The following is a 26,010-nucleotide window of genomic DNA, read 5'->3' as shown; positions in this document are numbered from 1 at the left end:
TGATCACGGTCGGCCGTATTATCCAGTTATGGGCGAATATGGGGAGGCGGGATCAGGACTACTCGACGCCGCCGTCTCCCGCGGGGCGCGGGAGACCGGCGCCTCGGTCGTGCTGGTGTACGTGCTGCCGCCCGACGGCACCGCGCTGCGGCTCGCGGTGCTGTCCGGAGTCTCCCCGCGGATCGCGGCCCCCTGGGTCCGGGTACCGCTGACCGCCCCCATCCCGGTGGCGGACGCCGTCCGGGAGCGCCGCCTGGTGTGGCTGGGGAACCGGGAGGAGATGGCCCGCCGCTACCCGCGCCCGGCCCTGGTGCTGCCCTACGACTTCGCCCTGGCCGCGGCGCCGGTCGCCGAAGGCCCGACGCTCTGGGGCGGCCTCGTGCTGCTGTGGCCCGGCTCCCACCCGCCCCGCCTGACCGCCCGGGAACGCGGCGCCGTGCTCGACTGCTGCCACCATCTCGCGGAGCTCCTGCGACAGTCCGCCGCCCTCGGCCGCCCCTTCGCGCCGGCGCCGCGGCCCCGGCTGGTGGCCAGGCCCCGCACGACGGGCGCCGTCCCCGGCCCCGCCGAGGCCACCGCCGCGGTGGAACTCATCGAGCGGCTGCCGGGCGGCGCCTGCGCGCTCGACCTGGACGGCCGGTTCACCTACATCAGCGGGGTGGCCGCCGAACTCCTCGGCCGCAGCGCCCAGCGCCTGCTCGGCACGCTGCCCTGGGAGGCCCTGCCGTGGTTGGACGACCCCGCCTTCGAGGAGCGCTACCGGGCCGCGCTGATCAGCGGTCAACCCACCCGGGTCACGCTGCTGCGCCCACCGGACACCTGGCTCTCCTTCGGGTTCCACCCCGACCCCTCGGGCATCACCGTCCGCGTCACCCCGGCCGTTCCCGACCCGGCCGTCCGGGCCGAGTGGCGCCGGCGGCCCACGCCGCCCGCCGGGACGAGCGAGGCCACCGCCCTCTACAACCTGATGCACCTGGCGGCCTCCCTGACCGAGGCGGTCGACGTGCAGGACGTCGTCGACCAGGCCGACGACCAGATCATGTCGGCCTTCGGGGCCCAGGCCGTCGTCCTGATGACCGTGGAGGAGGGCAGGCTGCGGATCACCGGCTACCACGGATACCCCGCCGAGCTCATGGCCCGCTTCGACAACGTCCCGCTCAGCTCCGGGACCCCCGCCGTCCGCACCCTCACCAGCGGGGTCCCCCACTTCTACTCGACCTTCGCCGAGCTCAAGCGCGACTACCGCGAGGCGGTCCACCACGACGACAAGGCGGCCTGGGCCTTCCTGCCCCTGATCGCCTCCGACCACGTCATCGGCTCGCTCGTGCTGGCCTACGACAGCCCGCGCGTGTTCCCCCCGCAGGAACGCGCCGTCCTCTCCTCCGCGGCGGGCCTCGTCGCCCAGGCACTGGACCGCGCCCGCCTCTACGACGCCAGGAACCGGCTCGCCCTGCGCCTGCAGTCGGCGTTGCTGCCCCCCACCCTGCCCCACGTACCCGGTCTCGACGCCGCCGCCCGCTACCTCCCCGCCCTCCGCGGCATGGGCATCGGCGGCGACTTCTACGACCTGATCCCGCTGGACGGGGCCGTGGCCGCGACCATCGGCGACGTGCAGGGCCACGACGTGGACGCCGCCGCCATCATGGGACAGGTCCGCACCGCCGTGCACGCCACCGCGGGGGCGCCTCCCGGCGAGGTGCTCGCCCGCACCAACCGGCTGCTCACCGACCTCGACGCCGGCCTGTTCACCAGCTGTCTCTACGCCCAGCTCGACCTCCGCCGGAACCACGTCCAACTGGCCACCGCGGGCCACCTCCCGCCCCTGCTGCGCCACCCCGACGGCCGTACCGAGACCCTCGACCTGCCGCCGGGACTCCTGCTCGGCATCGACGCCCACGCCGAGTACCCGACCGTCGAACTCCCGCTCGCGCCCGGCACCGTGCTCGCCCTGTTCACCGACGGCCTGGTCGAGGCCCCCGGCGTCGACCTCGACGACGCCACGCTCGACCTGGCCGGCCAGCTCTCCCAGGACGGGGACCGCACCATGGAGTCCCTGGCCGACCGCCTCGTCAGCCACGCCGAGCGGTCCGCGCCGCGCGGCGACGACATCGCCCTGCTCCTCATCAGGGCCGGCCTGCCGCCCCACTGAACCGGACCACCCAGGCACCACCCTCCCGGGGCTCGGTCTCACCGTGGTTCCAACCGGTGCACGCGGTCGGCGATCCGCTCGGCCGAGGCGGCGTCCATGACGTCCACGACCGCCCCGTCGGCCAGGAACAGCACCCGGTCGGCGTGGGCCGCGGCGACGGGGTCGTGGGTGACCATGACCACCGTCTGCCCCATGGCGTCGACGACCTCCCGCAGCAGGCCGAGCACCGCCTGACGGGCGGCCAGGTCGAGGGCGCCCGTCGGCTCGTCGGCGAACACCACGTCGGGCCGGGTGACGAGGGCCCGGGCCAGGGCGACGCGTTGCCGCTGGCCGCCGGAGAGCTCGGCGGGGCGGTGGCGGAGGCGGTCGGTGAGGCCGGTGCGTTCGACGATGTCACGCAGCCAGGCGCGGTCGGGGCGGCGGCCGGCCAGCCGGAGCGGCAGCAGGATGTTCTCCCGCGCGGTCAGCGAGGGCACCAGGTTGAAGGACTGGAAGACGAAGCCGATCCGTTCGCGGCGCAGCAGCGTCAGCCGCCGTTCGCGCAGCGCCGTGAGCTCCGTGTCGCCGAGATGGACCGTTCCCGAGCTCGGGCGGTCGAGACCCGAGGCGCACCGCAGGAAGGTGCTCTTGCCGGAGCCCGAAGGGCCCATCACGGCCGTGAAGGAGCCGACCGGCAGGGTGAGGGAGACCCCGCGCAGGGCGTGGACGGTGCCGTCACCCCGGCCGTAGCGTCTCGTCACGTTCACGAGTTTCGCGGCGGCCGGCCGGTCGGTGAGGTCAGACGGTGGCATCGTGCGCGGTGTCCTTTCGGCGGGTACGGGTGGTGCCGAGCTGCGTGCGCCAGGCCGGCAGCAGCGCGGAGGCCAGGGTCAGGGCGAAGGCGCCGAGGGCCACGGCGAGCGCGTAGCCGGGCGGCCCCGCGACGCGGACGGCGCCGGTGAGCGCCAGGCTGGAGCCGGCGAGCGCGACCGTGGCCACCGCGCCGCCCAGGAGCAGCCCGCAGGCGCCGACGAGGGCGCTCTCCCACGCGGTCAGCGCGAGCACGTCGCGACGGGTGGCGCCGGCGAGCCGGAGGGTGGCGAACTCCTCGGAGCGGGCCAGGGTCGCCATCACCTGCGTGTTCGCCAGGGCCAGCGCGGTGAAGGCGGCGGTGAGCACGCCGAAGAGGTAGGCCGGCCAGGTCTCGGTCACGGCGTCCTCGGCGCCGGCCCGCTCCACCGCGGCCCGGTCGGCCACGGTGGCGGTGGGCCAGCGCCGGGTCAACTCGTCGAGCCCGGCCCGCAGTCGTTCGGTGTCCGCGTCGGGCGCCGCCACCAGGTAGACGGCGTCGAGCAGCGGGTCGGGGGAGTGGTCGAGCACCAGGGCGGCGGGCACCAGCAGGTCGGCGAAGCCCAGCGAGTGGTCGTAGCGGGCACCGATCGCCAGCTCCCGCTCGGTGCCGTCCGGGAACCGGAGCCGCATCGTGTCGCCGACCCGCCAGCCGTACTCGCCGGCCTGCTCGTCGCTGACCGCCACGGCGTCACCGGCGGCCACGCCACGCAGCTCTCCCTCGCGCACCCGGAGGTCGAGCACCTCGCCCACCCGCTCGTCCACCCCGAGCGCCGGGATCGGCACGCTCTCCGCCTCGTCGTTGTGGACGGCGGCGCGCAGCCAGGCCGTGGTGGTGGCGGAGGCGGTCGCGACCCCGGGGAGCCGGGCGGCCTCGCCGGCCAGGGCGGGCGGCAGGCCCACGGCGTCCTCCGGCAGGAGGACGTGCGAGGCGACCAGCCGCTCGCCGGCCCACTCCGCGGCCACGGACTGCTGCGTGGTCTGCATGAACAGGGCGGCCACCGTGAAGCCGGTCATCAGCACGATCGGCACCGTGGCGGCGGCGACCCGGCGGACCCCGGTGACGCTGTTGGCCAGCGCGAGGCGGCCGGTCCGCCGGGCCAGGAGCCGGATCACGAGACCGAGCGGCGGGATCAGCGGGCGGGTCAGCACGGGCGCGAGGAGCGCGGTGGCGACGAGCAGGGTCAGCACGCCGCCGAAGGCGAGCCCCGAGCCGGCCAGCCCGCCGAGCGTCACCCCGAACAGGACGAAGAGCGCGGTGAAGGCCAGGAACGCCAGGCCGACGAGGGCCCGGGAGACGGGGAGCAGCCGGGCGGGCGCCGCCGCCTCGGCGAGCGCCTCGGCCGGGCGCACCCGCGCGGCCCGGTGCGCGGCGGCCAGCGCCGCCAGCTGGGTGACGAGCACCCCGCAGCCGGCCGCGCCCACCAGCGGCCAGGGACCCACCACGACGTCCAGCCCCTCGGGAGCGACGCCGATCCTGACGAGTCCGCGGGCGAGCGGCTCGGCCAGCGCGGCACCCGCCGGGACCGCGAGGGCACCGCCGAACACGGCGACGAGCAGCGTCTCCCAGGCGAGCATCCGGCGGATCTGGCCCGGGGTGGCGCCCACGACGCGCAGCAGCGCGAACTCGCGGTGCCGCTGGGCGGTGGCGAACGCGAAGCCGCTCGCCATCACGAACAGGGCCACGAACACGGCCAGCGAGCCCATGCTGACGACGAACACGATGGTGTCGAGCAGCCGCAGGTCGCCCTCCGAGACCTCGGTGGCCCGGCTGTCGGTGAGCACCTCGATCCGCGGACCCGCGTCGACGGCCTCCCGGATCCGGTCGGCGAGCCGCGCCGGGTCGGTGCCCGGCGCCGGGAACACCGCGACGGCGTTGACCAGGTCGCCGGGCGGGGCGAGCCGCCGCGCCGTGGCGTCCGAGAAGAAGAGGGCGCCCTGCTCCTCGGTCAGCCCCCGCTCGGCGGAGGCGACGCCGCTGACCCGGTACGCGCCACGGCCCTCCGCCCCGGTGAGCACGGTGACCTCGTCTCCGGGGCGCAGCCCGCCCCGCCGGGCCGTCGCGGCGTCCAGGACGACGTCGCGCGCTCCCCGTGGCGCCTCACCCTCGCTCAGCGTGAACGGGGTGACCTCGGCGCTCGACCACGCGTGCCCCAGCGAGCGGGCGCCACGCGCCGGGCCCGCGGGCCGCCCGTCGGACCCGATCGGCTGGGCGTGGAAGGCGAGGTCCGGGACCGCGGCGGCCACCCCGTCGAGGGCGCCGATCCGCTCGACCAGGTCGGCGGGTACCAGCGGCCGCGGCACCGCGGCCGCCTCGGGATCGCCGAGGCCGGGCGGGTGGTCCCGCCCGTCGAGACCCAGCTCCGGGTTGCCCGCGACGACGACGGGCGCCGCGGCGAAACGGTCCGCCTCGTCGTGGTCGCGCAGCGCCGACTCGAGCAGCACCCCGGCCGCGGCGAGGAGCAGCAGGGCGAGCGCCACCGCCGCGAGCGACCCCACGAACAGGGACCGGCGGGTGCGCAGGGTACTCAGGGCAAACCGCAGCACGGTACGGGCCTTTCGGATGATCGTGCGAGTGGGACGCCGGCAGCCTGGCGCACCGGCCTGTCCGAACCCTGTCCACGCCCGGCGCGGAAGGCGCTCGCCCCGTGTGGTGCCATGACCGGCATGGAATTCCAACTGCTGGGCGACGTCGCGGTCCGGGACGGGTCCGGCCGTGCGCTCCCGGTCCCCGGTGTGCGCGTGCGGGCCCTGCTCGCCCTGTTACTGCTGCACGCCCCGTTCGCGGTCAGCGCCGGGCGCATCCTCGACGAGCTGTGGGCCGACGCCACCGCCAAGGACCCGGCCGCCGCCCTGCACACGGCCGTCGCCAAGCTCCGCCGGGCGCTCCGCGCCACTCCGCCGGGACCGCTGCTCACCGGTCCCGCCGGATACCGCATCGACCTGTCCGGCCACTCGTTCGACGTCGCCGGCTTCGAGGACGAACTGGCGCGCGCCAGAACGCTCGACGACCCCGCCGCACGCGCGGCGGCGCTGCGCGGCGCGCTGGACCGCTGGCCGGGCAGCCCGCTGGCCGGCCTCCCCGACCTGCCCTTCGTCACCGCCGAGCGGTCCCGGCTCGCGGAGCTGCGGCTGGCCGCGCTCGAGGACGGCGCCGCCGCCGAACTCGCCGCCGGCCCCGGGCCGGAACGCGCCGCCGCACTGGCCGGGGCGCTCCGGACGGCGGCCCGCCGCCACCCCGACCGGGAGCGGCTGCACGCCCTGCTCGTCCACGCCCTGCGCGCCTCGGGGCGGCAGGCCGAGGCGCTGGCGACCTACCGGGAGGTCCGCGCCGCGCTGCTCGACCGCCTGGGCATCGAGCCAGGCCCCGAACTCCGCGCCGCCCAACGGGCCGTGCTGGGCGACTCCGCCCGCCGCGCCCGGCCGACCCCCCGCTCCTCCACGGCCTTCCTCGGCCGCCGCACCGAGCTGGCTCGACTGACGGCCGGCCTGGCGGCCGCCCGGCTGACCACCGTGACCGGCCCACCGGGCGTCGGCAAGACCGCGCTCGCGCACGCCGCCGCCGACGCCGAACAACACCGGGGCGCCACCGTGTTCCGGGTCGACCTGGTGCCCTGCCCCCCGGAGGAGCTGCCCTGGACGGTCGCCGAGGCGCTGGGGATCGACCCCGGCGCCGCGCCGCCCCACCTACTGTTCGAGCGACTGCGCCCGGCCCTCGGCCGCGGCTCCCGCCCCCTGCTGCTGCTCGACAACTGCGAACACCTGCACGCCGAGGCCGCCGACCTGACGGCGCGCCTGCTGGCGGCCTGCCCTGGGCTGCGGGTGCTCGCGACCAGCCGGGAGCCGCTCGGCGCCCCCGGGGAGGCCCGCTTCGAGCTGTCGCCGATGACCGCGGCCGACGCCGTCCGGCTCTTCCACGACCGCCTCGGCCGGCTCTCCCCGTCGGCGGCCAGCGCCGCCGCGACCCCCGATGTCGACGCCGTGTGTGCCGCCGTGGACCGCATCCCCCTCGGCATCGAGCTGGTGGCGCCCAAGGCCACCACCTCCCCGCTCCCGGAGATCGCCCGGCGGCTGCGCGCGCACGGCGCCGTCCCCGGAACGCTGCGCGCCGCCATCGAGCTCGGCTACCGCCGGCTGACCGACCCCGAGCGGGCCGTGCTCCGCGCCGTCTCGGTCTTCACCGCCCCCTTCCCGACCGAGGCCGCAGAGGCCGTGACGGCACTCCCCGACACGGCAGCGGCGCTGGCCCGGCTGGCCGAGACGTCCCTGCTGCTGTTCGACCCGGCCACGGCCCGCTACCGGATGCTGCTCCCGGTGCGCCACTTCGCCCGCGCCGAACTGGCCGGCCACGACGAGGAGCCGGCCGTCCACCTCCGGCACGCCCGGTGGGTCGCCGAACTCGCCGACCACACCGCCGACCTGATGCGCGGTCCCACCAGCCGCGCCGCGTTCGCGACGCTGCGCTCGGTGTTCGCCGAGGTGTCGGCCTGCCTCGACCGCCTCGCGGACGGCGACCCGGGGCAACGACGCCTGGCCGGCCGGATCACCACCCGGCTCTCGCTCTACTGGCTGCTGTCCGGCCGCCGCGCCGAGGGCCACCGGCGCCTGACCGACGCGCTCGCCGCCGCCGACCCCGACGCCCCGTGGTACCCGGAGGCGCTGGCCTGGTGCGGCTGGCTCGGCGTCAACCTGCACGCCGCGGACGACGTCGACCTGTTGCGGCGCGCGGTGACCGCCGCCGTCGAGCGGACCGATCCGGCGGCGACCACCCTGGTCGGCGCGCTGGCGCTGACCGCGCACGTCCGGCAGGACCGGCTCGCCGAGGCCCGCGAGACGGCGGACCGCACCGCCACCGCCCTGGACGAGCGGCGGCACCGCTGGGAGACCGGGATCTGGCACCTGTTCCACGGCGAGCTCCAGGTCGCCGAGGGCAGCCCCCGAGCCGCGCTCGACTCCGCCACCCTGGCCGGCGAACTGCTGGCCGACATCGACCCGCACTCGACGGCGACCGCCGACCTCGTCGCCGGCATGGCCCACGAACGTCTTGGGGAGCGGGCCGCCGCCGTGCGCCGCTGGCAGCGGGCGCGCCGCGAACTCGCCGGGCTCGGCGCGGACCACGAGGCGTCCTACGCCACGGCCGTCCTGGCCTGCGCCGCCGTCGGGGACGCCCGCTGGGCCGACGCGGCGGCGCTCGCCGACGAACTGGCGGGCTACGCCCGCGCCAGCGGCGAGCACTTCCTCCTCGGCAAGACGGCCACGGTCCGCGCCCTGCTGGCGCGCCGGGCGCACCGCGACCACGACCTCGCGGAGCGGCTGCACCGCACCGCGATCGAGCACTACGAGGCCGACAACCGACCGGAGTGCGTCGCGCACGAGCTGGCGCTGCTCGGCGCGGTGGCCGCCGAACGCGGCGAACCGGTGGTCGCCCGGGTGCGGTGGGAACGGGCCCTCAGAACCGCAGAGAGGTCGGGCCGTGCGCACGCCCGCGTCCTCCCGCTGCGCGGCCTGGCCGCCCTGCCGGACCAGCCGGCCGCCGCCCACGACCTGGCCCGGGCGCTGCGGGAGGCACCGCCCCCGCGCATGACCGAGTGCCCCGTCCACCTGACGGTCGCCGACGACACGGCGCCGCTCTGACCGTGCGGATAGCCCGGGACCTGGTGGGTAGGCGCCCCGCCGGCGGGCCGGGCGCCCGCGGAGGAGGAGACGTTGGCATGGGATGGGTGAACCGCCTCGACCGGCGCGTGTTCGAACGGGTCGCCGCCGCACACCCGCCGGGCGTCCAGGCCGTGTTGCCGCGGCTCAGCCGCGCCGCCGACCACAGCCGGCTGTGGCTGGCCACCGCGGCGGTCATGGCCGCCACCGGCGACCGGACCGCCCGGCGCGCGGCGGTACGCGGCGTCGGCGCCCTGGCGCTCGCCTCCCTCGTCACCAACACGGTCATCAAGTACGTCAGCAGCCGAGAGCGTCCGCTCATCGACGCCGTACCGCTGGCCAGGCGGCTGAAGCGGCAGCCACGGTCCACGTCCTTCCCGTCGGGACACTCCGCGTCGGCGGCGGCGTTCGCCACCGGGGTCGCCATGGAGTCGCGGCGCCACGGCCTGCTCGTGGCGCCGGTCGCCGCGGCCGTCGCCGCCTCCCGGGTCTACGTCGGCGTCCACTACCCCGCCGACGTGCTGGCCGGCTGCCTGCTCGGCTCGGGGGCGGCGCTGGCGACGAGTCGCTGGCTGCCGCGCCGGCCCCCGGCCGGCGTGTCCCACCACCGGCGGGCGTCGGCGCCCGCGCTGCCCGGCGGCGCGGGGCTGGTCGTCGTGGTCAACGCGGGCGCCGGCTCGGGCTCCTCGACCGAGGGCGACCGGATACGGAAGCTGCTCCCCGGGGCCGAGGTGGTCGAGCCGGGACCCGACGAGGACCTGGCCGCGGTGCTCGCCGCCGCGGCCGACCGGGCGCGCGCCCTGGGTGTCTGCGGCGGCGACGGCACCGTCAACGCGGCGGCCGCCCAGGCGGCGGAGCGCGGCCTGCCGCTCGCCGTCTTCCCCGGCGGCACGCTCAACCACTTCGCGCTCGACACCGGCATCAAAGGGTTCTCGCAGACCGCCGACGCGGTCACGACCGGTGAGGCCGTCGGCGTCGACATCGCCCGGATCCGCCCCGCCCCCGGCGCGTCGGGCACCGACCGGTACTTCCTCAACACCTTCAGCCTCGGCATCTATCCCGAACTCGTCCGCGCCCGGGAGGAGTTGCGCGGGCGCACCCAGCTCGGGGCGTGGAGCAGGTGGCCGTCGGCCGCCGTCTCCCTGGTCCGCGTGCTCGCCACGGCCGAACCCTTCGAGATCGCGCTCAACGGCCGCCCCCAACGCCTCTGGCTGCTCTTCACCGGCAACGGCCTGTACTCCCCCGAGGGGTTCGCGCCCTCCCACCGCACCCAGCTCGACGACGGGCTGCTCGACGTGCGGACGGTCGCCGCCGACAAGCCACTGGGCAGGACCCGCCTGGCGCTCACCGCCCTCACCGGGACGCTCGCCTACTCGCGGGTCCACACCGCGGTCCGGCTGCCACGCCTCCGGCTGACCGAACTGCCCGACGGCGGCGCGATCGCCTACGACGGGGAGACAGCCGCCGCGCCGAGGGACCTGGTGCTCGACAAGCACCCCGAACCCCTCGCCGTCTACCGGCCGCTGTCCACCGACGAACTCTGAACGACCAGCGCACGCGCCCACCTGGTGGCATCCTCGACCACGAGGCGGCGCCCGCCGGGCGCCCGGGACGGAGGAGCCACCGATGCCCACCACACGGCACACGGTCACCGTGGAGCACGGCGACCGACGAGTCCGCGTCACGATCGGCGACCAGGTCGTCGCCGACACCCGCCGCCCCGTGCTGCTCCACGAGACGGGCCTGCCGGTCCGCTACTACGTGCCGCGCGACGACGTCGACATGACGCTCCTCGAACCGACCCCGACCCACACCACGTGCCCCTACAAGGGCACCGCCTCCTACTGGTCCTTCCACGGCGAGAACGGCCCACTGGCCGACGTCGCCTGGGAGTACCCCGACCCCCTGCCCGCCGTCGCCCTCATCCGGGACCACCTGTCCTTCTACGACTCCCACGCGGACATCCAGGTCCTGCCGGACTGACCGACCGGCCCGGCCAGGTGACGCCCCCGCAGGTTCTCGCCGTTGACGCTCCCCGTCGGGATGGACGCGCCAGGAGCCGCTCGAAGGCCGTCAACTCCGCGGCCCCGGCCGGCCGGCCGACCGCATCCGGTTCTCCGGCAGTGACGTGGCCCACATCCGCCGCCGACCGTGTCACATCCGGGGCGCTCCCCGGTGTCTGGAGGGCGGACGGGAACAGCGAGGGAGAACGAAGGAGTGGACATGACCGGGAGCACCGACGTCGTCGTCCTAGGCGGTGGGTACGCCGGGGTGATGGCGGCCAATCATCTGCGCGTCCGCGACGACGTGCGCGTCACGCTGATCAACCCGCGGCCGTCGTTCGTCGAGCGGATCCGGCTCCACCAGCTCGTCACCGGATCCGACGACGCCGTCGTCGACTACGAGTCGTTGCTGGGGGCGGGCGTCCGGCTGCTCGTCGACGCGGCCACGGCCATCGATCCGGCACGGCGCCGGGTGGCGCTGGCCTCGGGCGACACCGTCGGCTACGACTACCTCGTGTACGCCGTCGGCAGCCGTGGCGCGGCGCCGGTCGTGCCGGGCGTCGCCGAGTTCGCCCACTCGGTCACCGAGTTCGAGGACGCCCAGCGGCTGCGCGCCGTGGTCGACGCGGCGCCTCGCACGGCGCCGCTGACCGTGGTCGGCGGGGGACCGACCGGCATCGAGACGGCCGCCGAGCTCGCCGAGGCCGGCCGTCGGGTCACCCTGGTGTGCGGTGAGGTGCTCGGCCCCTACCTGAGCCCGGCCGGCCGCCGCTCGGTCGCCAGGCGGCTGGCCAGGCTGGGCGTGACGGTGCTCGACGGGCCGGGCACCAGGGCCACGGCCGTGCGCCGGGACGCGGTCGTGCTCGCCGAAGGGCGCGAGCTGCCCAGCGCCGTCACCGTCTGGACGGCCGGCTTCGGCGTGCCCGACCTGGCCGCCCGCAGCGGGCTGAGCACCGACGCGACGGGCCGGTTGCTCACCGACGAGACGCTGACCAGCGTTGACGACGCCCGCATCGTGGCCGCGGGCGACGCCGCCGCCCCTTCGGGCGTGCCGCCGCGCATGAGCTGCCAGGCCGCCATGCCGCTCGGTGCCCAGGCCGCCAACACGGTGCTGAGCCGGATCGCCGGCACCGAGCCCAGGGAGATCAGCCTGGGGTTCGTCGGCCAGTGCGTGAGCCTGGGCCGCCGGGCGGCGACCATCCAGCCGGCGCGCACCGACGACAGCGCGCGCCCGATGTTCATCGGCGGCCGGGCGGCCGCCGCGATCAAGGAGGCCGTCTGCCGGTCGACCGTCTGGGGGCTGGCGCGCGAGGCCCGCAAGCCGGGCTCCTACGTCTGGCTCAAGGGCGGCGGACGGCGGCGGGCGCTCGCGAAGGCCGAGGCCGGGGCCGGGGCCGGCGTCGCATGACCGACACCTCGGGCGAGGAGCACGCCGAGCGGTTCACCCTGCTGCGGCCGCTGCTGTTCACCATCGCCTACGAACTCCTCGGATCCGCGAGCGAGGCCGACGACGTGCTGCAGGACAGCTACCTGCGGTGGGCGAGGGTGGATCTCGACACCGTGCGGGACACCAGGTCGTACCTGGCGCGGCTCGTCACCCGGCAGGTGCTCAACGCACTGCGCGCCGGCGCCCGCCGGCGCGAGGAGTACGTCGGTCCCTGGCTGCCCGAACCCCTGCTGCTCGACGAGCACGACCCGTCGGCCGACGTCGTGCTCGCCGAGTCGGTCAGCACGGCGATGCTGGTGGTGCTCGAGACGCTGAGCCCCGAGGAGCGGGCCGTGTTCGTGCTGCGCGAGGTGTTCGGGTTCGGGTACGACGAGATCGGCTCCGCCGTGGGGAAGGCGACGGCGACGGTGCGGCAGGTCGCCCACCGGGCCCGGGCACACGTCCAGTCCCGCCGCAGGCGGTTCGAGCCGGTCGACGAGGCGGTGTCGACGCGGATCACCACCGAGTTCCTCGCCGCCGCGGCCAGCGGCGACGTGGGGCGGTTGATGGCGAGGCTGGCGCCGGACGTGGTCTGGACCGCCGACAGCGACGGCAAGGTCGTGGCGTCCCGTCAACCGGTGCGGGGCGCCGAGAAGGTCGCCAGGTTGATGATCGGACTGTTGCGCGGCGCGGGCCCGAGCGGCCGCGTCGAACCGGCCAGCTACAACGGGGGCCCCGCGATGGTCCTCTACCTGGGCGAGCACCTGGAGGCCGTGGCCACCCTCGACATCGCCGACGGCAAGATCACCCACTTCTACGTCATGCGCAACCCCGACAAGCTGGCGAACGTGTGGACGCCGAGGACGGTCGGCCGCTGACACGACCCCCGCCCCGCGCGGGGATCACGACAGGGGGCTGGCGTCCTCGGCCGCCCGGACGAACGCCAGGACGCGGGCCGTCGTGTTCGCCTCCAGCCAGACGGGGCCCCGGCGGATGGGCGGCGCGTCGTGGATGGGCACGTAGGCGATGTCGGGCCGCCGGGAGTACTCCCGGGTGAGCTCGCCGACCGGGAGCACGCCCCTGCCGAGCGCCACCAGGGACAGCATCTCCGAGTGGGTGTTCCCCACGGGGCCCCTGCGGACCGGCCGGCCCGAGGGGGTCCGGTCCGGGGTGCGGTCACGCTTGAACGCCGCGGACGTAACCGCCGGGTACTGCACGACCGGGTGGTCGGCCAGCACCTCGAGGGAGACGGAGTCCGCGCCGGCGAGGACATGGTCGACCGGAACCGCCAGCAGTCGCCGCTCCCGCACCAGCGCGGGGCCGTTGGCCATGCCGTCGAACGGGAACGAGGCGATGAGGACGTCGATCGAGCCGTCCAGCAGGCCCGCCCGCGTGCCGGACAGGTGCGCCTCGCTGACCAACACCTCACAGTCGGGGTGACGCTCGGAGAACAGACTCACCGCCCGCATCAGCACCGTGGACGTGGCGTCGCCGACGTAGGCGACCCGCAACCGCCCGGTCACGCCGCGCCCGGCCCGGACGGCCCGGCGCAGCGCCTCCTCCATGCCGGCGACGTGCGGGCGGAGGTCGTCGGCGAGCCGACGGCCGACCGGGGTGAGCCGCACGACCCGGCTGGTGCGCTCGAACAGCCGGGCGCCCACCCGCCGCTCCAGCTTCCTGATCACGTGGCTGACCCGCCCGGTCGTGACCCCGAGACGCTCGGCGGTGCGACCGAAGTGCAGCTCCTCGGCGAGCGTCAGGAAGGACTCGATCTCGTGCCGCTCCAGCACCACACACCCCACATCGTTTACCGGAATTCAACGATAGTGGAGCGATCGTCGCTTGGTCGGCCGCGCCCGCCGGGGCATCGTGGAGCACACCGACCCCCCACCAGGACAGGGAGCGACCAGCCATGCGTGTCACCGGACTCGACCACCTCGTGCTCAACACCGACGACCCCGAACGGGCCCTGGACTTCTACTGCGGCACGCTCGGCCTCGAACCCGTCCGCGTCGACCGATGGCGCGCGGGCGAGGTCCCGTTCCCGTCCGTCCGCGTCTCCCCGGGCACCATCATCGACCTCGTCAGCCGACCCCGGGGCGAGGTCAACGTCGACCACTTCTGTCTCGTCGTCGAGCCGCTCGACTGGCAGCTGGTCATCGACTCCGGGCGCTTCGACGTCGTCGAGGGGCCGGTCGACCGCTACGGCGCCCGCGGCGACGGGATCTCCCTCTACGTCCTGGACCCCGACGGCAACACCGTCGAACTCCGCTGGTACCCCGAGGACGCCGCGCGAGCCTGAGGGGCATCACCATGTCCGAACCCACCACCACCCGCCCCAAGGGCCCGGCCAGCTACTTCCCCGCCATCGAGAAGAAGTACGGTCACCCCGTCGACCACTGGCTGCGGCTCATCCGTGCCTCCCCGCTCACCCGGCACTCGGAACTGGTCGCCTGGCTGAAGACCGAACACGGCCTGGGCCACGGACATGCCAACGCCCTCGTCGCCCACACCCGCGCGATCGGTTAGTCCGGCGGGGCAAGCACGGATCGCACGGCCGCCGGCGACCGGCCCACCACCGCCGTCCCGTCGTCCGCGGTGATGATCGGGCGCTGGATGAGGGCCGGGTGGTCGGCCAACGCCCGGATCCAACGGTCGCGCCACGCGGCGTCCCGCTCCCAGGCGTCCAGGCCGAGACGGGCCGCCTCCGGCTCTCCGAGCCGGGCGATGTCCCAGGGCTCCAGGCCAAGCCGCTCCAGCACCCCCTCCAACTCCGCCACGGTCGGCGGCTGTTCCAGATAACGCCGCACCGTGTACCGCGCGCCCTCCGCGTCCAGCAGGGAGAGGGCGGAACGGCACTTGGAGCAGGCCGGGTTGATCCAGATCTCCACGCGCCGCCTTCTTCCGGTACGCCGGGCCCGAGTCGCTCGCCGCGGCGCAGCCCACGGCCGAGTGGGAGAGCGCGGGCCACGAGGCCCCAGACTATTCCACGCCCGTCACACCTGGTCGAGGTGCGTCCGTGCGCCACAGCCGCGGCGGGTCGCGTCGCGCAGCAGTGGGCCGAGGCGGCGGCAGGCGGCCTCCCGGCCGCGCCGCTCAGCCGCGCGGTGTCAGCTCGCGCAGCCGGCCGTCGAGTTCACCGCGGTAGAAGTCGAGGAAGCCGTCCGGGTCGGGCCCGGCGTTCTGCATCACCAGCCGGTCGAAGCCCGCGTCGACGAACGGCTGGGCCACCGCCACGAACCGCTCCGGATCGGTGCCGCACGCGAACTGGCCGAGGATGTCCTCCTCCCGCACGGTGGCCGAGGCGGCCTCGAAGTTCACCGGATTGGGCAGCTCGCTCATCACCTTCCAGCCGGTCACCGCCCACCGGCTCGTCTCCAACGCCGCCCGCACCGCCGTCCGCTCGTCCGGCGCCCACGACATGGGCACCTCGGCGTAGCGCGGCCCGTCGCCGCCCGCCTCCGTGTAGTGGCGGACCAGGTCCCCCCTGGGCTCGGTCGCGAACAGCCCGTCCCCGAGCTCGGCGGCGAGCCGGGCGGCGTCCTCGCCGCCCGCGGCCACCGCGATCGGCGGCGGACTCGACGGCAGGTCGAACACCCGGGCGTCCTCCAGCCGCAGGTGCCGGCCGTCGTACGAGCGGTACCCGCCCTGCCACAGCAGCCGGATGATCTCCAAGGCCTCCCGCAGCATCTCGTGCCGCACGCGGACCGAGTCGGGGAAACCCCGGCCCACGACGTGCTCGTTCAGCCGTTCCCCGGAACCGATGCCGAGCGTGAACCTGCCGTCCGAGAGCAGCGCCAGGGTCGCCGCGGCCTGCGCGACGATCGCCGGGTGGTAGCGGATGGTGGGGCAGGTCACCCCGGTCGCGAGTCCGATGCGCTCGGTGCGGGCCGCGATCGACCCCAACACCGCCCAGGCGAACGGCGAGTGCCCCTGGTCGTCCAGCCAGGGATGGAAGTGGTCGCTGATCTCCACGAAGTCGAACCCGGCCCGCTCGGCCAGCACCGCCTGCCGCACGAGCTCGGCCGGACCGTAACCCTCCGCCGCCAGCTTGTACCCGATCTGCATCTGACCCCTCGCTCCCCGGTGGGCGTCGCGTCCGGTCGCGCCTGCCCACCCCGGCACGCTGCCAGTCGTCCGGAGACCGCCCCGACCGACAGGCCGCCCGGCCACCGCCCCTCCTCCGGATGGCCGACCGGGCGCCCGGCACCCGCTTGACCTGGTAGTCGACTCGAAGGTTTACGGTCGACCCCATGAGCGCGATGCGGATCTCCCAGCTCGCCGAGCGCACCGGCGTCCCGGCGACCACCCTGCGGTTCTACGAGACGGCCGGACTGCTGCCCGCCGACCGCACCCCGGCCGGTTACCGCAGTTACGGCCAGCACGCGGTGGAACGCCTCGCGTTCATCGGCGCCGCCAAACACCTCGGACTGCGACTGGACGAGATCGCCGAACTGCTCACGGTGTGGGAGGACGGCGCCTGCCGCGAGGTGCGGGCCGACCTGCGCCCCCGCCTGCTCGCCCGCCTCGCCGAGGCCGAGGACCGCGCCGCGGAACTCGCGGCGTTCACCGCCTCCCTGCGCGCCGCGCTCGAACGCCTCGACGCGCTGCCGGACCGGGCCGCCCCGTGCGACCCGAGCTGCGGGTTCCTCACCCCGACCCGTGAGAGCGCGGCGCCGGAGACCGAACACCGGCCGAGCGCCCCCGTGGCGTGCTCGCTGACCGGCCAGGACCTGACCGAACGGGTCACCGCCTGGCAGCGGGCCCTGGACGGCGCGCGCCGCACCCCGGTCCCCGACGGTCTGCGGCTGACGGTCCCGGCCGAGCGCACGTCGGCGGTCGCCGAACTGGCGGCGGCCGAGCAACGCTGCTGCGCGTTCTTCGACTTCCGCCTCCACCTCGACGGCCCCGTCCTCCACCTGGAGGTCCGCGCCCCGGCCGAGGGCGCCGCCCTGCTGGCCGAACTGTTCACCCCGGCCGCCTGAAGAACCCGTCCCCGTTCCCCCGCAGCAGAAGGACCCCGTCGCCGTGCTCGTCGCCCGCTCCGTCGCCCTGTTCGTCGTCGCCGCGCTGTTCGAGATCGGCGGTGCCTGGCTGGTCTGGCAGGGGCTGCGCGAACACCGGGGCTGGATCTGGGTCGGCGCCGGCGTCATCGCCCTCGGCCTGTACGGGGTGGTCGCCACCTTCCAGAGCGACGACAACTTCGGCCGCATCCTCGCCGCCTACGGCGGCATCTTCGTCGCCGGCTCCATCGCCTGGGGCGTGATCGCCGACGGCTACCGCCCCGACCGCTTCGACCTGATCGGCGCGGCGGTCTGCCTGGCCGGCATGGCCGTCATCATGTACGCGCCCCGCGGCAACTGAACCACCCTGGCCAGGCCTGTGCCGGGCCCCGAGATCAACGACCGCGATCCGCCGCGGAGACCGCGCCGTAGGTCACCAGCCCGTACAGCAGGTGCGGCACCGCGTCCGACGTCCAGTCCCTCGCCGACCAGCTCGTCGGATCACTCACCCCCAGCCGCGCCATCGGCAGGTCGGTGGCGGCCATGGCCAGGGCACCGGTGAGCACGCCGCCAAGCCACCACGGCAGGTCGACGCCCGCGCGGCGGAGCAGGGCGACGGCCGCCCCGGTGCCGCAGCCGACGGCGATGCCCGACAGCGCGCCGAGGCCGGAGAGCCGGTTCTCCCGCCCGCCGTCCGAACCCGTGACCGGCCGCCCGATCTCCCGGCTGAGCCTGTCGACCACCTGCGCGGGGGCCTCGCTCGCCGGCCTGCCGCGCCACGCCATGTCGACATAGGTCACCGCGTTCAACACGGTCGTCCCGGCGGCGCCGGCCGCACCACCGCGCACAATGCTCTGGAACATGTCGGCGCGAGTTCCCGCATCCGGCTGTCCGAACCGTGACCGCCCCCGGTTCACCGCCGCGTCGCCGGACGCCCGCCGACCCGGGCCGGGCCGGATGCCGGGCCCGGCGGGGCGTGACCGGCCACCTCGGCGGGGACGACGGGCCCGGTGCGCGCCGCCACCACCATCACGGCGAGGCCAAGCGCCACGACCGCGGCGCCCACGTACAGCGGCGCCGTGTAGCCGAGCCCCGCGCTGATCGCGAGACCGCCCAGCCAGGCGCCCAGGGCGTTGCCCACGTTGGAGGCCGACACGTTGGCGCTGGCGGCCAGCGGCGCGCCACCGGCGGCGTCCGTGACCCGGGTGATCATGCCGGGGACGCCGGCGAACCCGAAGACGCCCATCAGGAAGATCAGCACCACCGAGGCCATCCGCCCCTCGGCCAGCAGCCCGAACACCGCGAGGGTGGCGGCGAGTCCTGCCAGGGACGCGATCAGCGTGCGGTCGCGGTCGCGGTCGGCCCCCAGGCCCCCGACGACATTGCCGATCACCAGGCCGCTGCCGTAGACGACGAGCAGCCAGGCGACGTCGGCGCCGGAGAAGCCGGTGACCTCGGTGAGCGTGTACGCGAGGTAGCTGAACGCCCCGAACATGCCGCCGTAGCCGAGGGCGGTGGCGGTCAGGGTCAGCCACACCCTCGAGGAGCGGAAGGCGTGCAGCTGGGGGCGCAACCCGGCCGTCCTGTGGGTCTCGTCCACGGCGCCCGCCCACGCCGGCACCCACGCGGCGACGGCGGCCACGGCCAGCACGCCGATCCCGGTGATGGCCCAGAACGTGGCACGCCAGCCCCAGCGTTCGCCGACCAGGGCGCCGAACGGCACGCCCAGCACGTTGGCGACCGTCAGCCCGGCGAACATCACGGCCACGGCGCGCGAGGCCCGCTCCGGCGGGACGAGGCGGCGGGCGACCAGCGAGCCGATGCCGAAGAAGGAACCGTGGCACAGGGCGGCGACGACCCGGCCGAGCAGCGCCACGGCGTAGGTGGGCGCGACGGCGGACAGCAGGTTGCCGAGGACGAACAACGCCACCAGGCCGACGAGGACGGTCTTGCGGTGGAGGCGGGTGGTGGCGGCGGTCAGCAGGATCGCGCCGACCGCGACGCTCAGGGCATATCCCGAGATGAGCCACCCGGCCGCGGCCTCGGAGACGTCCAGGTCCCGGCTCACCTGGGGCAGCAGTCCCGCGATCACGAACTCGGTCAGGCCGATCCCGAAACTGCCGAGCCCGAGCGCGACCAACCCCGCAGGCGTCCGCCGCGAACTCACCTCCTGGCTGATGTTCACGTAAACATGATGGGCGCGGGGCGTCGAACAGGACAAGGAGTCACGCGGTGAAACGGGATGCGGCCGACCACGCCGGCCGTCAGGGCGCCCCGCCCGCCACGACGGAGACCCGGGCACCGGCCGGCGGAGCCCCCGCGGAGCCGCACAGGGCCAGCTCCAGGTGGTTGATCAACGCCGCGTCGGCGGGGTGCGGCCCCAGGCGCCGACCTGCTGCGACACCCCCACCGCGGTGAACGTCTTGGTGACGCTGCCGACCCGATGCGCCATCCCGGGGCGCACGGGCCGCCCGGTGCGTACGTCGGCGACCCCGGCCGCCCCCGCCCACCGGCGCGCGCCGTCCCGCACGGCCGAGTAGACGCCGGGGATCCCCGCGTCCCGTACCGCCCCGAGCGTCCGCTCGAGACCGGCGTCCGACGACGCCCCGGCCGTCGGCGTCGGGGACGCCCCGGACGACGGTGCCACCGCCCCCAGCGTCAGCACCGCACCACACACCCCGGCCACGACCACCCGACGAACCCGCACCCACGCCTCCCGACGCCCCTGCCGACCAGACCACGACCATCCTCGGCGCCTCACCCGGGCCGGTGCCTCCGCCGCCGGTCGGAACCCGGGGCCGGCGGCTGCGCCGTTGTGCGTACACCGCACGGCGCTCCCGGGGCGTGGCCCCGCCGGCCGGTCGGACTCGGCGGCGGCCACGTCCGGTCCGCGGGCGACGGCTCACCAGCCGCCGTCGTCGCAGCACCCCTCCCGGCGCATCAGCCTGCCCACCTCCCGCCAGTCCTCCGCCAGGGCTGCCCCGCCGCGCGGGCCCGGCGCGTCCGCGAAGGCCGCGACGAGCGCCGCCTGTTCGACGGGCACCCCGCCGCGCAGCACGGCGACCGTACGCACGAGCGACGAGAAGTCGGTGAACGGGTCGCCGTCCACCACGGTGAGGTCGGCGAGCCGCCCCTCGGTCACCGTGCCGAGGTCGTCCTCGACACCGAAGGCCCGGGCCGGCAGCACGGTGGCGGTACGCAGCGTCTCGGCCACGCCGAGGCCGGCCCGGTGCAGGGCGCGCAGCGCCAGGTGGAGATGGAGGCCGACCGGCACCAGCGGCTGGTCGGTGCCGAGGGCCACCACCCCGCCGCCGGCCAGCACCGTCCGGTAGACGTCGGTCTCCCGTTCCAGCGTGGACACCTCGTCCGCGCTGGGGGGTTGGGCGGCCCGGGCGAGCACGGCGGCGGTGTCCCAGGGCGGCATCAGCGTGGTGACCCGCGGGTCGTCCGCCAGCCCCGGCTCGGCGCCGAGCAGCGGCAGCGCGGTGAACGGGGTGGCCACCAGGCGGAAGTCGGTGGCCGTGTAGATCTCGGTGACGTCCTGGTAGGCGCGGCCGGTCGCCGAGGTGGCGTGACCGTACTCCAGGCGCTGCGTGGCCTGGAGATGGGTCGTCAGGTCCTGGCCGAGCTGCACGCCGGGGGAGCACAGGTGGCTGCCGGCGCGCACGCCGAGCCGGTCGTGGGCGAACTCCGCCGCCTCCGCCATCAACCAACCGGGGGCACGGACATAGGTCTTGACGAAGTCCCAGTCCAGGGCCCGGGCCCGGGCCAGCGTGCGGCGCAGCCCGTCCCGGGTGCCGTGGGCCCTGCCCATGCTGTAGGCCACCCGCGATCCGTCCAGCAGTTCGCCGGTGGCCAGCAGCCGGGGGCCGGTCAGCTCGCCGGCGGCCAACGCCTCCCGGAGGCGGGCCTGTTCGTAGGCGAAGCCGCCGAGCGAGACGGTGGTCGTGATGCCGTAGGCGAGTTGGAGCGCGGTCTGCCGGCCGCCGTAGGTGCTCTGCCAGGGATGGATGTGGGAGTCCCACAGGCCGGGCAGCACCGTGTGCCCCGACGCGTCGTGGCGGCGGGCGGCGGACCGGCCGCGGCGGTGCGGTTCGACGGCGGTGATCCGCCCCTCCCTGACCACCACGTCGACGTCCTCGCGGACCCGGTCGTCGGTGCCGTCCCACAGCCGTCCCGCGTGCACGACGACGTCCCTGGCCCGGGGGCGCCGGTAGCCCAACCGCACCTCGACCGTGCGGGATTCGCCGCTGGCGACGTCGACGGTGCGCAGCCGTCCCGCGGAGAGGTGGAGCACGGTGCGGGAGTCGCCGGACCACGAGGGGTGGTCGGCGGGTTCGTCGTCCGCCGTCAACCGTCTGGGTTCCCCGTCGGGGGTGCCGTCCGGCCGTACCGGCAGGAGCCACAGCGCGGATTCGACGACGACCGCGAGGTGGCGGCCGTCCGGGGACCAGACGGGCCCCGAGTCGTAGCGGTCGGAGAGCGAGGCGTGTGGCCGGAAGGGGTGGAGGGCGGACGCGCCGGTCTCCGTGTCCACGACGCGGATGAGGTTGTAGCCCTCGCGGAAGCGCCCGTTGAGCCGGTTGCGGTCGCAGAGCGCGATGCGCCGACCGTCGGGCGACCAGCTGGGCCGGCCCGGCAGTCCGCCACCGCCCAGCGGCGGTACGAGCACCCGTTCCGTGCCGTCGTCGAGCCGGCGCACGACGAGGTTGCCCGCCATGTCGAGGCAGGCGAGCCGGTCGCCGTCCGGGGAGAGCGCGGGGAAGACCCGGCCGCCTTCGGCGAGCACGGCCTCGGCGCCCGAGTCGAGGTCGCGCCGGCGAACGGCGAGGAGACCGTCGCGGTCGTCGACGTAGACCAGTCCCCGGCCGTCAGGGGTCCAGGCGGGCGCCAGCAGGTAGCGGGTGGGGTCGGCCCGGACGATCCGGCGTGGCGTGCCGCCGGTGATCGGCACGGTCCACAGGGAGTTGAGCGCGACGAACGCCACCTGTCGCCCGTCGGGCGACAGCGCCGGCAGGTGCAGCCCGCGCGCCTGGCGTTCGCCGCCGCCGGCGAGGTCGTAGGACTTGACGCGGTAGCGGGGCGGTCGCAGGTGTTGCGTGGCGCTGAACGGGATGGTCTCGGCGGCCCCGGCCGCCGCGGGGTCGACCAGCTGGAACCGGCCGCCGACGTTGACCAGCAGCGTGCCCTGGGCGGTCCAGCGGACCGGGACGGGGAGTACCTCGCCGTCGGTCCCGACGGGTTCGCCGTCGACGACCAGGGTGCAGGAGGCCGCGGGCGCCGGGGTGGTGCGCAGATAGGCGAGGCGCCCGTCGGCGGCCAGCGCGGGCGTCATGACCTGGGCGTCGGCCGGCCCGTCGTCGGTGTGTTCCGGGGTGACGGGGCCGTCCCCTTCGGCGGGCACCGAGGCGACGAGCCGTGCCTGGAGGGTGCCGGCGGCGGTGATTCCGGCACGGACGAAGAACACCCGGCCGCCGTCCGGCGACCAGGTGGGGTCGAAGTCCTCCCAGGCACCCTCCTGCCCGGGACCCTCCTGGCCGGGGCGGCCCGTGAGCCGGGTGAGTTCGCCGGAGCGCACGTCCAGGACCCAGACGCGGTACGGGCTCCCGGTCACCGGGTCGCCGCCGCGTTCCGAGGCGAAGGCGATCCGGGTGCCGTCGGGCGACCAGGCGGGGGCGCGGTCGTCCCACGGCCCGTCGGTGAGCTGCCGGAGATCGGAGCCGTCGGGGGCGAGCGTCCAGATGTGGAACCCGCCGCCCCGGTAGGCGCAGACGGCGACCCGCCGGCCGTCCGGCGAGAACTGCGGGCGGTTCGGCTCGAGGTCGGGCGGGGTGAGGGCGACGGCCTCGCCGCCCGCGCGGGGAACGGCCCACAGGACGTTCTGCACCTCCGCGACCAGCCGGTCGCCGGCCGGCGAGAGGGTGGCGGAGCCGTTGGTGGCGGCGGTGAGGGTGAGGTCGACGCCGCCCGCCGTCGCGGGGGCGGCCGCGGCGGCGACGGCGGGGGAGAGGGGGACGGCGACGGCCGCGCCTGCGGCGGCCGTTGCCCGGAGCATCGTGCGGCGGGTCACGCCGCTTCCGGAATCGGTCACGAGGTTCACGGTGTCCAACGAAGCCCCCGGCGAATCAGCGCCTCCGCAGCACACCGGTGGCCCCCTGAGCCCGCTCTGCCACCGCCGCGGCGAGCGGAACCGGCCGTCGCCCGCCGACCGCTCAGGACAGCAACTCGCGGACCAGTGCCGCGCCCCACCACCGCTCGACCCGCTCCGGCGACCAGCCGCGCTCGGCCGTGAGCGTCGCGTAGACGTCGATCGTGCACAGCGCCGCGTAGATGTCGACGGCCGACGGCACGTCGAGTCCCGCCCGCAGCACGCCCGTCGGCCACGAGGAGAACACGCGCTCCCTCGTCTCGTGCCCGCGGGCGCGGCCGTCCCGGTAGACCGCGGCCAGCTCGGGCTCGGTTCGGCCTGCCTCGCGGACCAGCGTGATGATGTCCCCGGCCCGTTCGAAGAGCCGCCGGTCGTAGCCCGCCATCGCCGCGAGCTGTGCCGCGGGTTCGATGCCCGGCGCCTCGAGTTCGGCGAGCAGCCGCGAGGGATCGGCCGCCAGGTCCGCCGCGTCAGCCAGGGCGCGGGCCAGTCCCGGCTTGTTCCCGTAGGCGGCGTACACCGTCGGTACCGAGACCCTGGCCTCGCGCGCCACGTCCCGCACGGTGGTCTCAGCCCAGCCCCGCGAGACGAAGAGCCGACGGGCGGCGTCCGCGATCTCGCTCCTGGTACGCAGTGCCTGCTCCGTCCGGCGCAGCGACTCGTAGCGGCGCCTGCCCCGTTCCTCCACCATGGCCGTCTCCCCAATGGTTTTACGCTGCCTATAATCAATATATGAGCCGTCATATAGCGGAGGTCTCGGCCTCCCCCACGGGCTTCCACCGGATCAGCGGCCTGGCCGCTGTCGGCTTCGCCCTCATGATCGTCCTCGCCAACCTGATCGTCGTGCCGGCGGGCCAGCCGACCACCGGGACCGGCATCGCGGAGGTGAGCGAGTTCTTCGCGGCCGAGCGTGACCTCGTCGGCCTCAGCTCCGCGCTCACCCCCGCCGCCTGGGTGCTGGCCACCCTGTTCGGCGCCGGGGCCTTCGCCGCGCTGTGGCCGGCCGAGCGCCGACGAGGCGAGGCGTGGTCACTGCTCGGCGTGGCCGGACTGCTGCTGCAGAACGCCGCCTTCGCCGCCGTCGTCGCCTGCCGACTCGCCCTCGCCACGGCCACCACCCCCGCCGGCGGCGCCTCCCCCTGGCTCTGGGCGCTGCACGACACGCTGTTCACGCTCAACGGCACGTTCCTGGCGCTCGCCCTGGTCGGCCTGTCCGTGGCGGGCCGGCGCGCCGGTCTCCTGCGGCCGTGGCAGCACATCCTGGGACTCGGCGCGGCCGCGCTGCTGTTCACCTCCGCGACCCTCGCCTGGTTGGTCGTCGACCACGCCGGACCGCTCGGCCTGCTCGGCCTGGTGGGATGGCTGATGTGGGTGGTGTGGCTCATCGGCTACGGCATCACCCTCTACCGGCTCGCCCCGGCGGCGAGTGCGGCCCCGGCAACGGCGTGGACGTAACTATCACGAGCGTCGACAGCGCTCGTGATCAACACCCCTAGTCGGTGGGCGCCGTGAGGAGGCGCACCTCGACGATGCCGCTGACGTTGCGGGCGCCGCAGACGTCCCCCGGGACGACCAGCTGCGGGCCCTCACCGTCCAGGGGCGCGCCGTCCCTGGTGACGCCGAGCAGGATCGGGCGGTTGCCGAACTCGGGGTCGATCTCGGCCCAGGACAGGACCGTACGGTGTCCGTCGCCGGCCCGCACCGAGAGCAGGAACCGCAGCCTGTCCCTGCGTTCCCCGGGGGCGAACGCGGGGCCGGCGAGCGCCGCGACGTCCAACAGCAGCGGTCCACTGAAGCAGTGCCGGCGCGGCCCGCCGCTACGGCAGGCGAAGGTGACCTCCCGCTCGTGCTGCGGCAGCGCTCGAAGGTCGGTCATCCGGAGCACGCCGGGCGACCGCACCGCACCGCACAGCCTGATCAGGTCCTCCTCGACGAGCCCGGTCGTCCCCGCCCGTTCCGCCGCCATCGGCCCTCCCCAGCAGACATCCGGATACCGGAACGCTTCTCCGGGCCCCCACCCTAGACGGCTTCCTCGCAGAAGCGGCCTGTCTCGGGGGATTGTCGTCGTAGATGCGAGCTTGATCCGGCGGGCGGGCTTGATCGTGCCGGCTGGCTGTTCTCCGCAACGCGTCGGGTGTGCGGCTCAGCGGGTCCGGTAGCGCGCGTAGATCAGCCCGCTGTCGAAGGAACGCTCCTCGACCAGCCTGAGATCGAGGCGCACGCCGTCCGGGAAGAACCGCTTGCCACCACCGACCACGCTCGTGGTGATGAACAGGTGGTACTCGTCCACCAGGCCGGCCGCGATCGCCTGCGCCGCGAGGTTCGGACCGTCGACGGTGAGGTCGTGATCCGCCTCGGCCTTGAGCTTGCGCACCGCGTCCGGGTCGAAGGTCCGCTCGATCCTGGTCTTCGCGCTGGACACCGAGTCGAGCGTCGTGGAGTACACGACCTTCTCCGCGGCCTGCCAGTCGCGGGCGTACTGCAGGATGTGCGGGGGCAGGTCGGGCTTGGTGTGCGCGGTCTCCCAGTAGACCATCGTCTCGTACATCCGTCGGCCGTAGAGGTACGTGCCGACGGGGCGGAAGAGGTCGTTGACGAAGGTGTGCACCTCCTGGTCCTCGGCCCCGGTGCCGAGGTCGCCCTCCGCCGCCTCGGCGTAGCCGTCGAGCGAGGTGATCATCGAGTAGATGAGCTTTGCCATGTGTCTCCTCCGGATACGAGCGCGTCTCTCCACCAGCGGCTCCACAGGCTGTGACCTCCGCACCACCCGGAACTCATCGATCGGCGGCCGGACTTCCGGC

23 protein-coding genes are annotated in these 26,010 nt (G+C 75.3%); 11 read left to right on the top strand and 12 right to left on the bottom strand.

The genetic code is table 11. The annotated features are described in order from the left end of the window. The first annotated feature begins 28 nt into the window (after nt 1–28). Nucleotides 29–2,149, top strand: a complete 2,121-nt coding sequence (locus ACFWI8_RS11350; protein ID WP_387088683.1) for a SpoIIE family protein phosphatase — start codon at nt 29–31, stop codon at nt 2,147–2,149. A 38-nt stretch (nt 2,150–2,187) separates the two neighbouring features. Here the strand turns inward: ACFWI8_RS11350 and ACFWI8_RS11345 are convergent, their stop codons facing one another. Beyond that, on the bottom strand, nt 2,188–2,940 hold the full coding sequence (locus tag ACFWI8_RS11345; RefSeq protein ID WP_387088680.1) for an ABC transporter ATP-binding protein: 753 nt from the start codon (nt 2,938–2,940) through the stop codon (nt 2,188–2,190). Continuing rightward, nucleotides 2,927–5,524, bottom strand: coding sequence for an ABC transporter permease (locus ACFWI8_RS11340; protein WP_387088677.1), 2,598 nt, complete (start codon nt 5,522–5,524; stop codon nt 2,927–2,929). The genes ACFWI8_RS11345 and ACFWI8_RS11340 overlap by 14 nt, the downstream gene beginning before the upstream one ends. 111 nt (nt 5,525–5,635) lie before the next feature. On the opposite strand from ACFWI8_RS11340, the gene ACFWI8_RS11335 reads away from it, so the two are divergent. The 5 genes from ACFWI8_RS11335 to sigJ all read left to right on the top strand — a co-directional run bounded on the left by ACFWI8_RS11335 (nt 5,636) and on the right by sigJ (nt 12,936). After that, nucleotides 5,636–8,611, top strand: coding sequence for an ATP-binding protein (locus ACFWI8_RS11335; RefSeq protein WP_387088675.1), 2,976 nt, complete (start codon nt 5,636–5,638; stop codon nt 8,609–8,611). A 77-nt stretch (nt 8,612–8,688) separates the two neighbouring features. Further along, nucleotides 8,689–10,173, top strand: coding sequence for a bifunctional phosphatase PAP2/diacylglycerol kinase family protein (locus ACFWI8_RS11330; protein WP_387088672.1), 1,485 nt, complete (start codon nt 8,689–8,691; stop codon nt 10,171–10,173). Between the two features lie 82 nt (nt 10,174–10,255). Beyond that, nucleotides 10,256–10,612, top strand: a complete 357-nt coding sequence (locus tag ACFWI8_RS11325; protein WP_387088669.1) for a DUF427 domain-containing protein — start codon at nt 10,256–10,258, stop codon at nt 10,610–10,612. Between the two features lie 240 nt (nt 10,613–10,852). Then, a complete protein-coding gene (locus ACFWI8_RS11320; protein WP_387088667.1) occupies nt 10,853–12,040 on the top strand; it encodes an NAD(P)/FAD-dependent oxidoreductase in 1,188 nt (395 codons plus the stop codon). Further along, complete coding sequence (gene sigJ / locus ACFWI8_RS11315) at nt 12,037–12,936, top strand: RNA polymerase sigma factor SigJ (RefSeq protein ID WP_387088664.1); 900 nt, start codon at nt 12,037–12,039, stop codon at nt 12,934–12,936. Before ACFWI8_RS11320 ends, sigJ begins: the two co-directional genes overlap by 4 nt. A 24-nt stretch (nt 12,937–12,960) precedes the next feature. On the opposite strand, the gene ACFWI8_RS11310 is transcribed toward sigJ, so the two are convergent. Further along, nucleotides 12,961–13,848: a LysR family transcriptional regulator gene (locus ACFWI8_RS11310; RefSeq protein WP_387088661.1), complete on the bottom strand. Its 888-nt coding sequence runs from the start codon at nt 13,846–13,848 to the stop codon at nt 12,961–12,963. Between the two features lie 122 nt (nt 13,849–13,970). Between ACFWI8_RS11310 and ACFWI8_RS11305 the strand changes: the two genes are divergently transcribed. Together ACFWI8_RS11305 and ACFWI8_RS11300 are read left to right on the top strand one after the other, a co-directional pair. Beyond that, entirely contained in the window at nt 13,971–14,360 is a 390-nt protein-coding gene (locus ACFWI8_RS11305; RefSeq protein ID WP_387088658.1) for a VOC family protein, read from the top strand. A gap of 11 nt (nt 14,361–14,371) precedes the next feature. After that, entirely contained in the window at nt 14,372–14,587 is a 216-nt protein-coding gene (locus tag ACFWI8_RS11300; RefSeq protein ID WP_387088655.1) for a DUF4287 domain-containing protein, read from the top strand. Here ACFWI8_RS11300 and ACFWI8_RS11295 read toward each other — a convergent pair. Together ACFWI8_RS11295 and ACFWI8_RS11290 are read right to left on the bottom strand one after the other, a co-directional pair. After that, nucleotides 14,584–14,949, bottom strand: coding sequence for an ArsC/Spx/MgsR family protein (locus ACFWI8_RS11295; RefSeq protein WP_387088653.1), 366 nt, complete (start codon nt 14,947–14,949; stop codon nt 14,584–14,586). The genes ACFWI8_RS11300 and ACFWI8_RS11295 overlap by 4 nt on opposite strands. 205 nt (nt 14,950–15,154) lie before the next feature. Continuing rightward, nucleotides 15,155–16,126: a TIGR03557 family F420-dependent LLM class oxidoreductase gene (locus ACFWI8_RS11290; RefSeq protein WP_387088650.1), complete on the bottom strand. Its 972-nt coding sequence runs from the start codon at nt 16,124–16,126 to the stop codon at nt 15,155–15,157. A 185-nt stretch (nt 16,127–16,311) separates the two neighbouring features. On the opposite strand from ACFWI8_RS11290, the gene ACFWI8_RS11285 reads away from it, so the two are divergent. Together ACFWI8_RS11285 and ACFWI8_RS11280 are read left to right on the top strand one after the other, a co-directional pair. Next, entirely contained in the window at nt 16,312–17,043 is a 732-nt protein-coding gene (locus ACFWI8_RS11285) for a MerR family transcriptional regulator (RefSeq protein WP_387088647.1), read from the top strand. A 43-nt stretch (nt 17,044–17,086) separates the two neighbouring features. Further along, nucleotides 17,087–17,422: a YnfA family protein gene (locus ACFWI8_RS11280; protein ID WP_387088644.1), complete on the top strand. Its 336-nt coding sequence runs from the start codon at nt 17,087–17,089 to the stop codon at nt 17,420–17,422. 34 nt (nt 17,423–17,456) lie between these two features. On the opposite strand, the gene ACFWI8_RS11275 is transcribed toward ACFWI8_RS11280, so the two are convergent. From ACFWI8_RS11275 to ACFWI8_RS11255, 5 genes are all read right to left on the bottom strand, one after another. Next, nucleotides 17,457–17,924, bottom strand: coding sequence for a hypothetical protein (locus tag ACFWI8_RS11275; protein WP_387088641.1), 468 nt, complete (start codon nt 17,922–17,924; stop codon nt 17,457–17,459). A 50-nt stretch (nt 17,925–17,974) separates the two neighbouring features. Beyond that, a complete protein-coding gene (locus tag ACFWI8_RS11270; protein WP_387088638.1) occupies nt 17,975–19,246 on the bottom strand; it encodes an MFS transporter in 1,272 nt (423 codons plus the stop codon). 168 nt (nt 19,247–19,414) lie between these two features. Then, complete coding sequence (locus ACFWI8_RS11265) at nt 19,415–19,708, bottom strand: serine hydrolase (protein WP_387088635.1); 294 nt, start codon at nt 19,706–19,708, stop codon at nt 19,415–19,417. Nucleotides 19,709–19,963: 255 nt separating this feature from the next. Further along, entirely contained in the window at nt 19,964–23,116 is a 3,153-nt protein-coding gene (locus tag ACFWI8_RS11260; RefSeq protein WP_387088869.1) for an amidohydrolase family protein, read from the bottom strand. A 157-nt stretch (nt 23,117–23,273) separates the two neighbouring features. Then, complete coding sequence (locus ACFWI8_RS11255) at nt 23,274–23,900, bottom strand: TetR/AcrR family transcriptional regulator (RefSeq protein ID WP_387088632.1); 627 nt, start codon at nt 23,898–23,900, stop codon at nt 23,274–23,276. 41 nt (nt 23,901–23,941) lie between these two features. On the opposite strand from ACFWI8_RS11255, the gene ACFWI8_RS11250 reads away from it, so the two are divergent. Then, nucleotides 23,942–24,664 (top strand): 2-oxoglutarate/malate transporter, encoded by a 723-nt coding sequence (locus ACFWI8_RS11250; protein WP_387088630.1) that lies wholly within the window; start codon nt 23,942–23,944, stop codon nt 24,662–24,664. A gap of 37 nt (nt 24,665–24,701) precedes the next feature. Here the strand turns inward: ACFWI8_RS11250 and ACFWI8_RS11245 are convergent, their stop codons facing one another. Both ACFWI8_RS11245 and ACFWI8_RS11240 read right to left on the bottom strand, forming a co-directional pair. Beyond that, the gene (locus ACFWI8_RS11245) at nt 24,702–25,175 is read right to left on the bottom strand and encodes a hypothetical protein (protein WP_387088627.1); all 474 of its coding nucleotides are present in this window, start codon (nt 25,173–25,175) and stop codon (nt 24,702–24,704) included. 177 nt (nt 25,176–25,352) lie between these two features. Further along, nucleotides 25,353–25,910 (bottom strand): dihydrofolate reductase family protein, encoded by a 558-nt coding sequence (locus ACFWI8_RS11240; protein WP_387088624.1) that lies wholly within the window; start codon nt 25,908–25,910, stop codon nt 25,353–25,355. Nucleotides 25,911–26,010: the final 100 nt, after the last annotated feature.

It is taken from the genome of Streptomyces sp. NPDC127098 (genome assembly GCF_042722465.1).
Classification (GTDB): domain Bacteria; phylum Actinomycetota; class Actinomycetes; order Streptomycetales; family Streptomycetaceae; genus Streptomyces; species Streptomyces millisiae.
This window is presented reverse-complemented; position numbering and strand designations above follow the sequence as displayed.

Bases quoted from the DNA above. Each gene is read 5' to 3' on its own strand.
- ACFWI8_RS11350 (WP_387088683.1), top strand. From the start codon at position 29: ATGGGCGAATATGGGGAGGCGGGATCAGGACTACTCGACGCCGCCGTC.
- ACFWI8_RS11345 (WP_387088680.1), bottom strand. From the start codon at position 2,940: ATGCCACCGTCTGACCTCACCGACCGGCCGGCCGCCGCGAAACTCGTG.
- ACFWI8_RS11335 (WP_387088675.1), top strand. From the start codon at position 5,636: ATGACCGGCATGGAATTCCAACTGCTGGGCGACGTCGCGGTCCGGGAC.
- ACFWI8_RS11330 (WP_387088672.1), top strand. From the start codon at position 8,689: ATGGGATGGGTGAACCGCCTCGACCGGCGCGTGTTCGAACGGGTCGCC.
- ACFWI8_RS11325 (WP_387088669.1), top strand. From the start codon at position 10,256: ATGCCCACCACACGGCACACGGTCACCGTGGAGCACGGCGACCGACGA.
- ACFWI8_RS11320 (WP_387088667.1), top strand. From the start codon at position 10,853: ATGACCGGGAGCACCGACGTCGTCGTCCTAGGCGGTGGGTACGCCGGG.
- sigJ (WP_387088664.1), top strand. From the start codon at position 12,037: ATGACCGACACCTCGGGCGAGGAGCACGCCGAGCGGTTCACCCTGCTG.
- ACFWI8_RS11305 (WP_387088658.1), top strand. From the start codon at position 13,971: ATGCGTGTCACCGGACTCGACCACCTCGTGCTCAACACCGACGACCCC.
- ACFWI8_RS11300 (WP_387088655.1), top strand. From the start codon at position 14,372: ATGTCCGAACCCACCACCACCCGCCCCAAGGGCCCGGCCAGCTACTTC.
- ACFWI8_RS11290 (WP_387088650.1), bottom strand. From the start codon at position 16,126: ATGCAGATCGGGTACAAGCTGGCGGCGGAGGGTTACGGTCCGGCCGAG.
- ACFWI8_RS11285 (WP_387088647.1), top strand. From the start codon at position 16,312: ATGAGCGCGATGCGGATCTCCCAGCTCGCCGAGCGCACCGGCGTCCCG.
- ACFWI8_RS11275 (WP_387088641.1), bottom strand. From the start codon at position 17,924: ATGTTCCAGAGCATTGTGCGCGGTGGTGCGGCCGGCGCCGCCGGGACG.
- ACFWI8_RS11260 (WP_387088869.1), bottom strand. From the start codon at position 23,116: ATGCTCCGGGCAACGGCCGCCGCAGGCGCGGCCGTCGCCGTCCCCCTC.
- ACFWI8_RS11255 (WP_387088632.1), bottom strand. From the start codon at position 23,900: ATGGTGGAGGAACGGGGCAGGCGCCGCTACGAGTCGCTGCGCCGGACG.
- ACFWI8_RS11250 (WP_387088630.1), top strand. From the start codon at position 23,942: ATGAGCCGTCATATAGCGGAGGTCTCGGCCTCCCCCACGGGCTTCCAC.
- ACFWI8_RS11245 (WP_387088627.1), bottom strand. From the start codon at position 25,175: ATGGCGGCGGAACGGGCGGGGACGACCGGGCTCGTCGAGGAGGACCTG.
- ACFWI8_RS11240 (WP_387088624.1), bottom strand. From the start codon at position 25,910: ATGGCAAAGCTCATCTACTCGATGATCACCTCGCTCGACGGCTACGCC.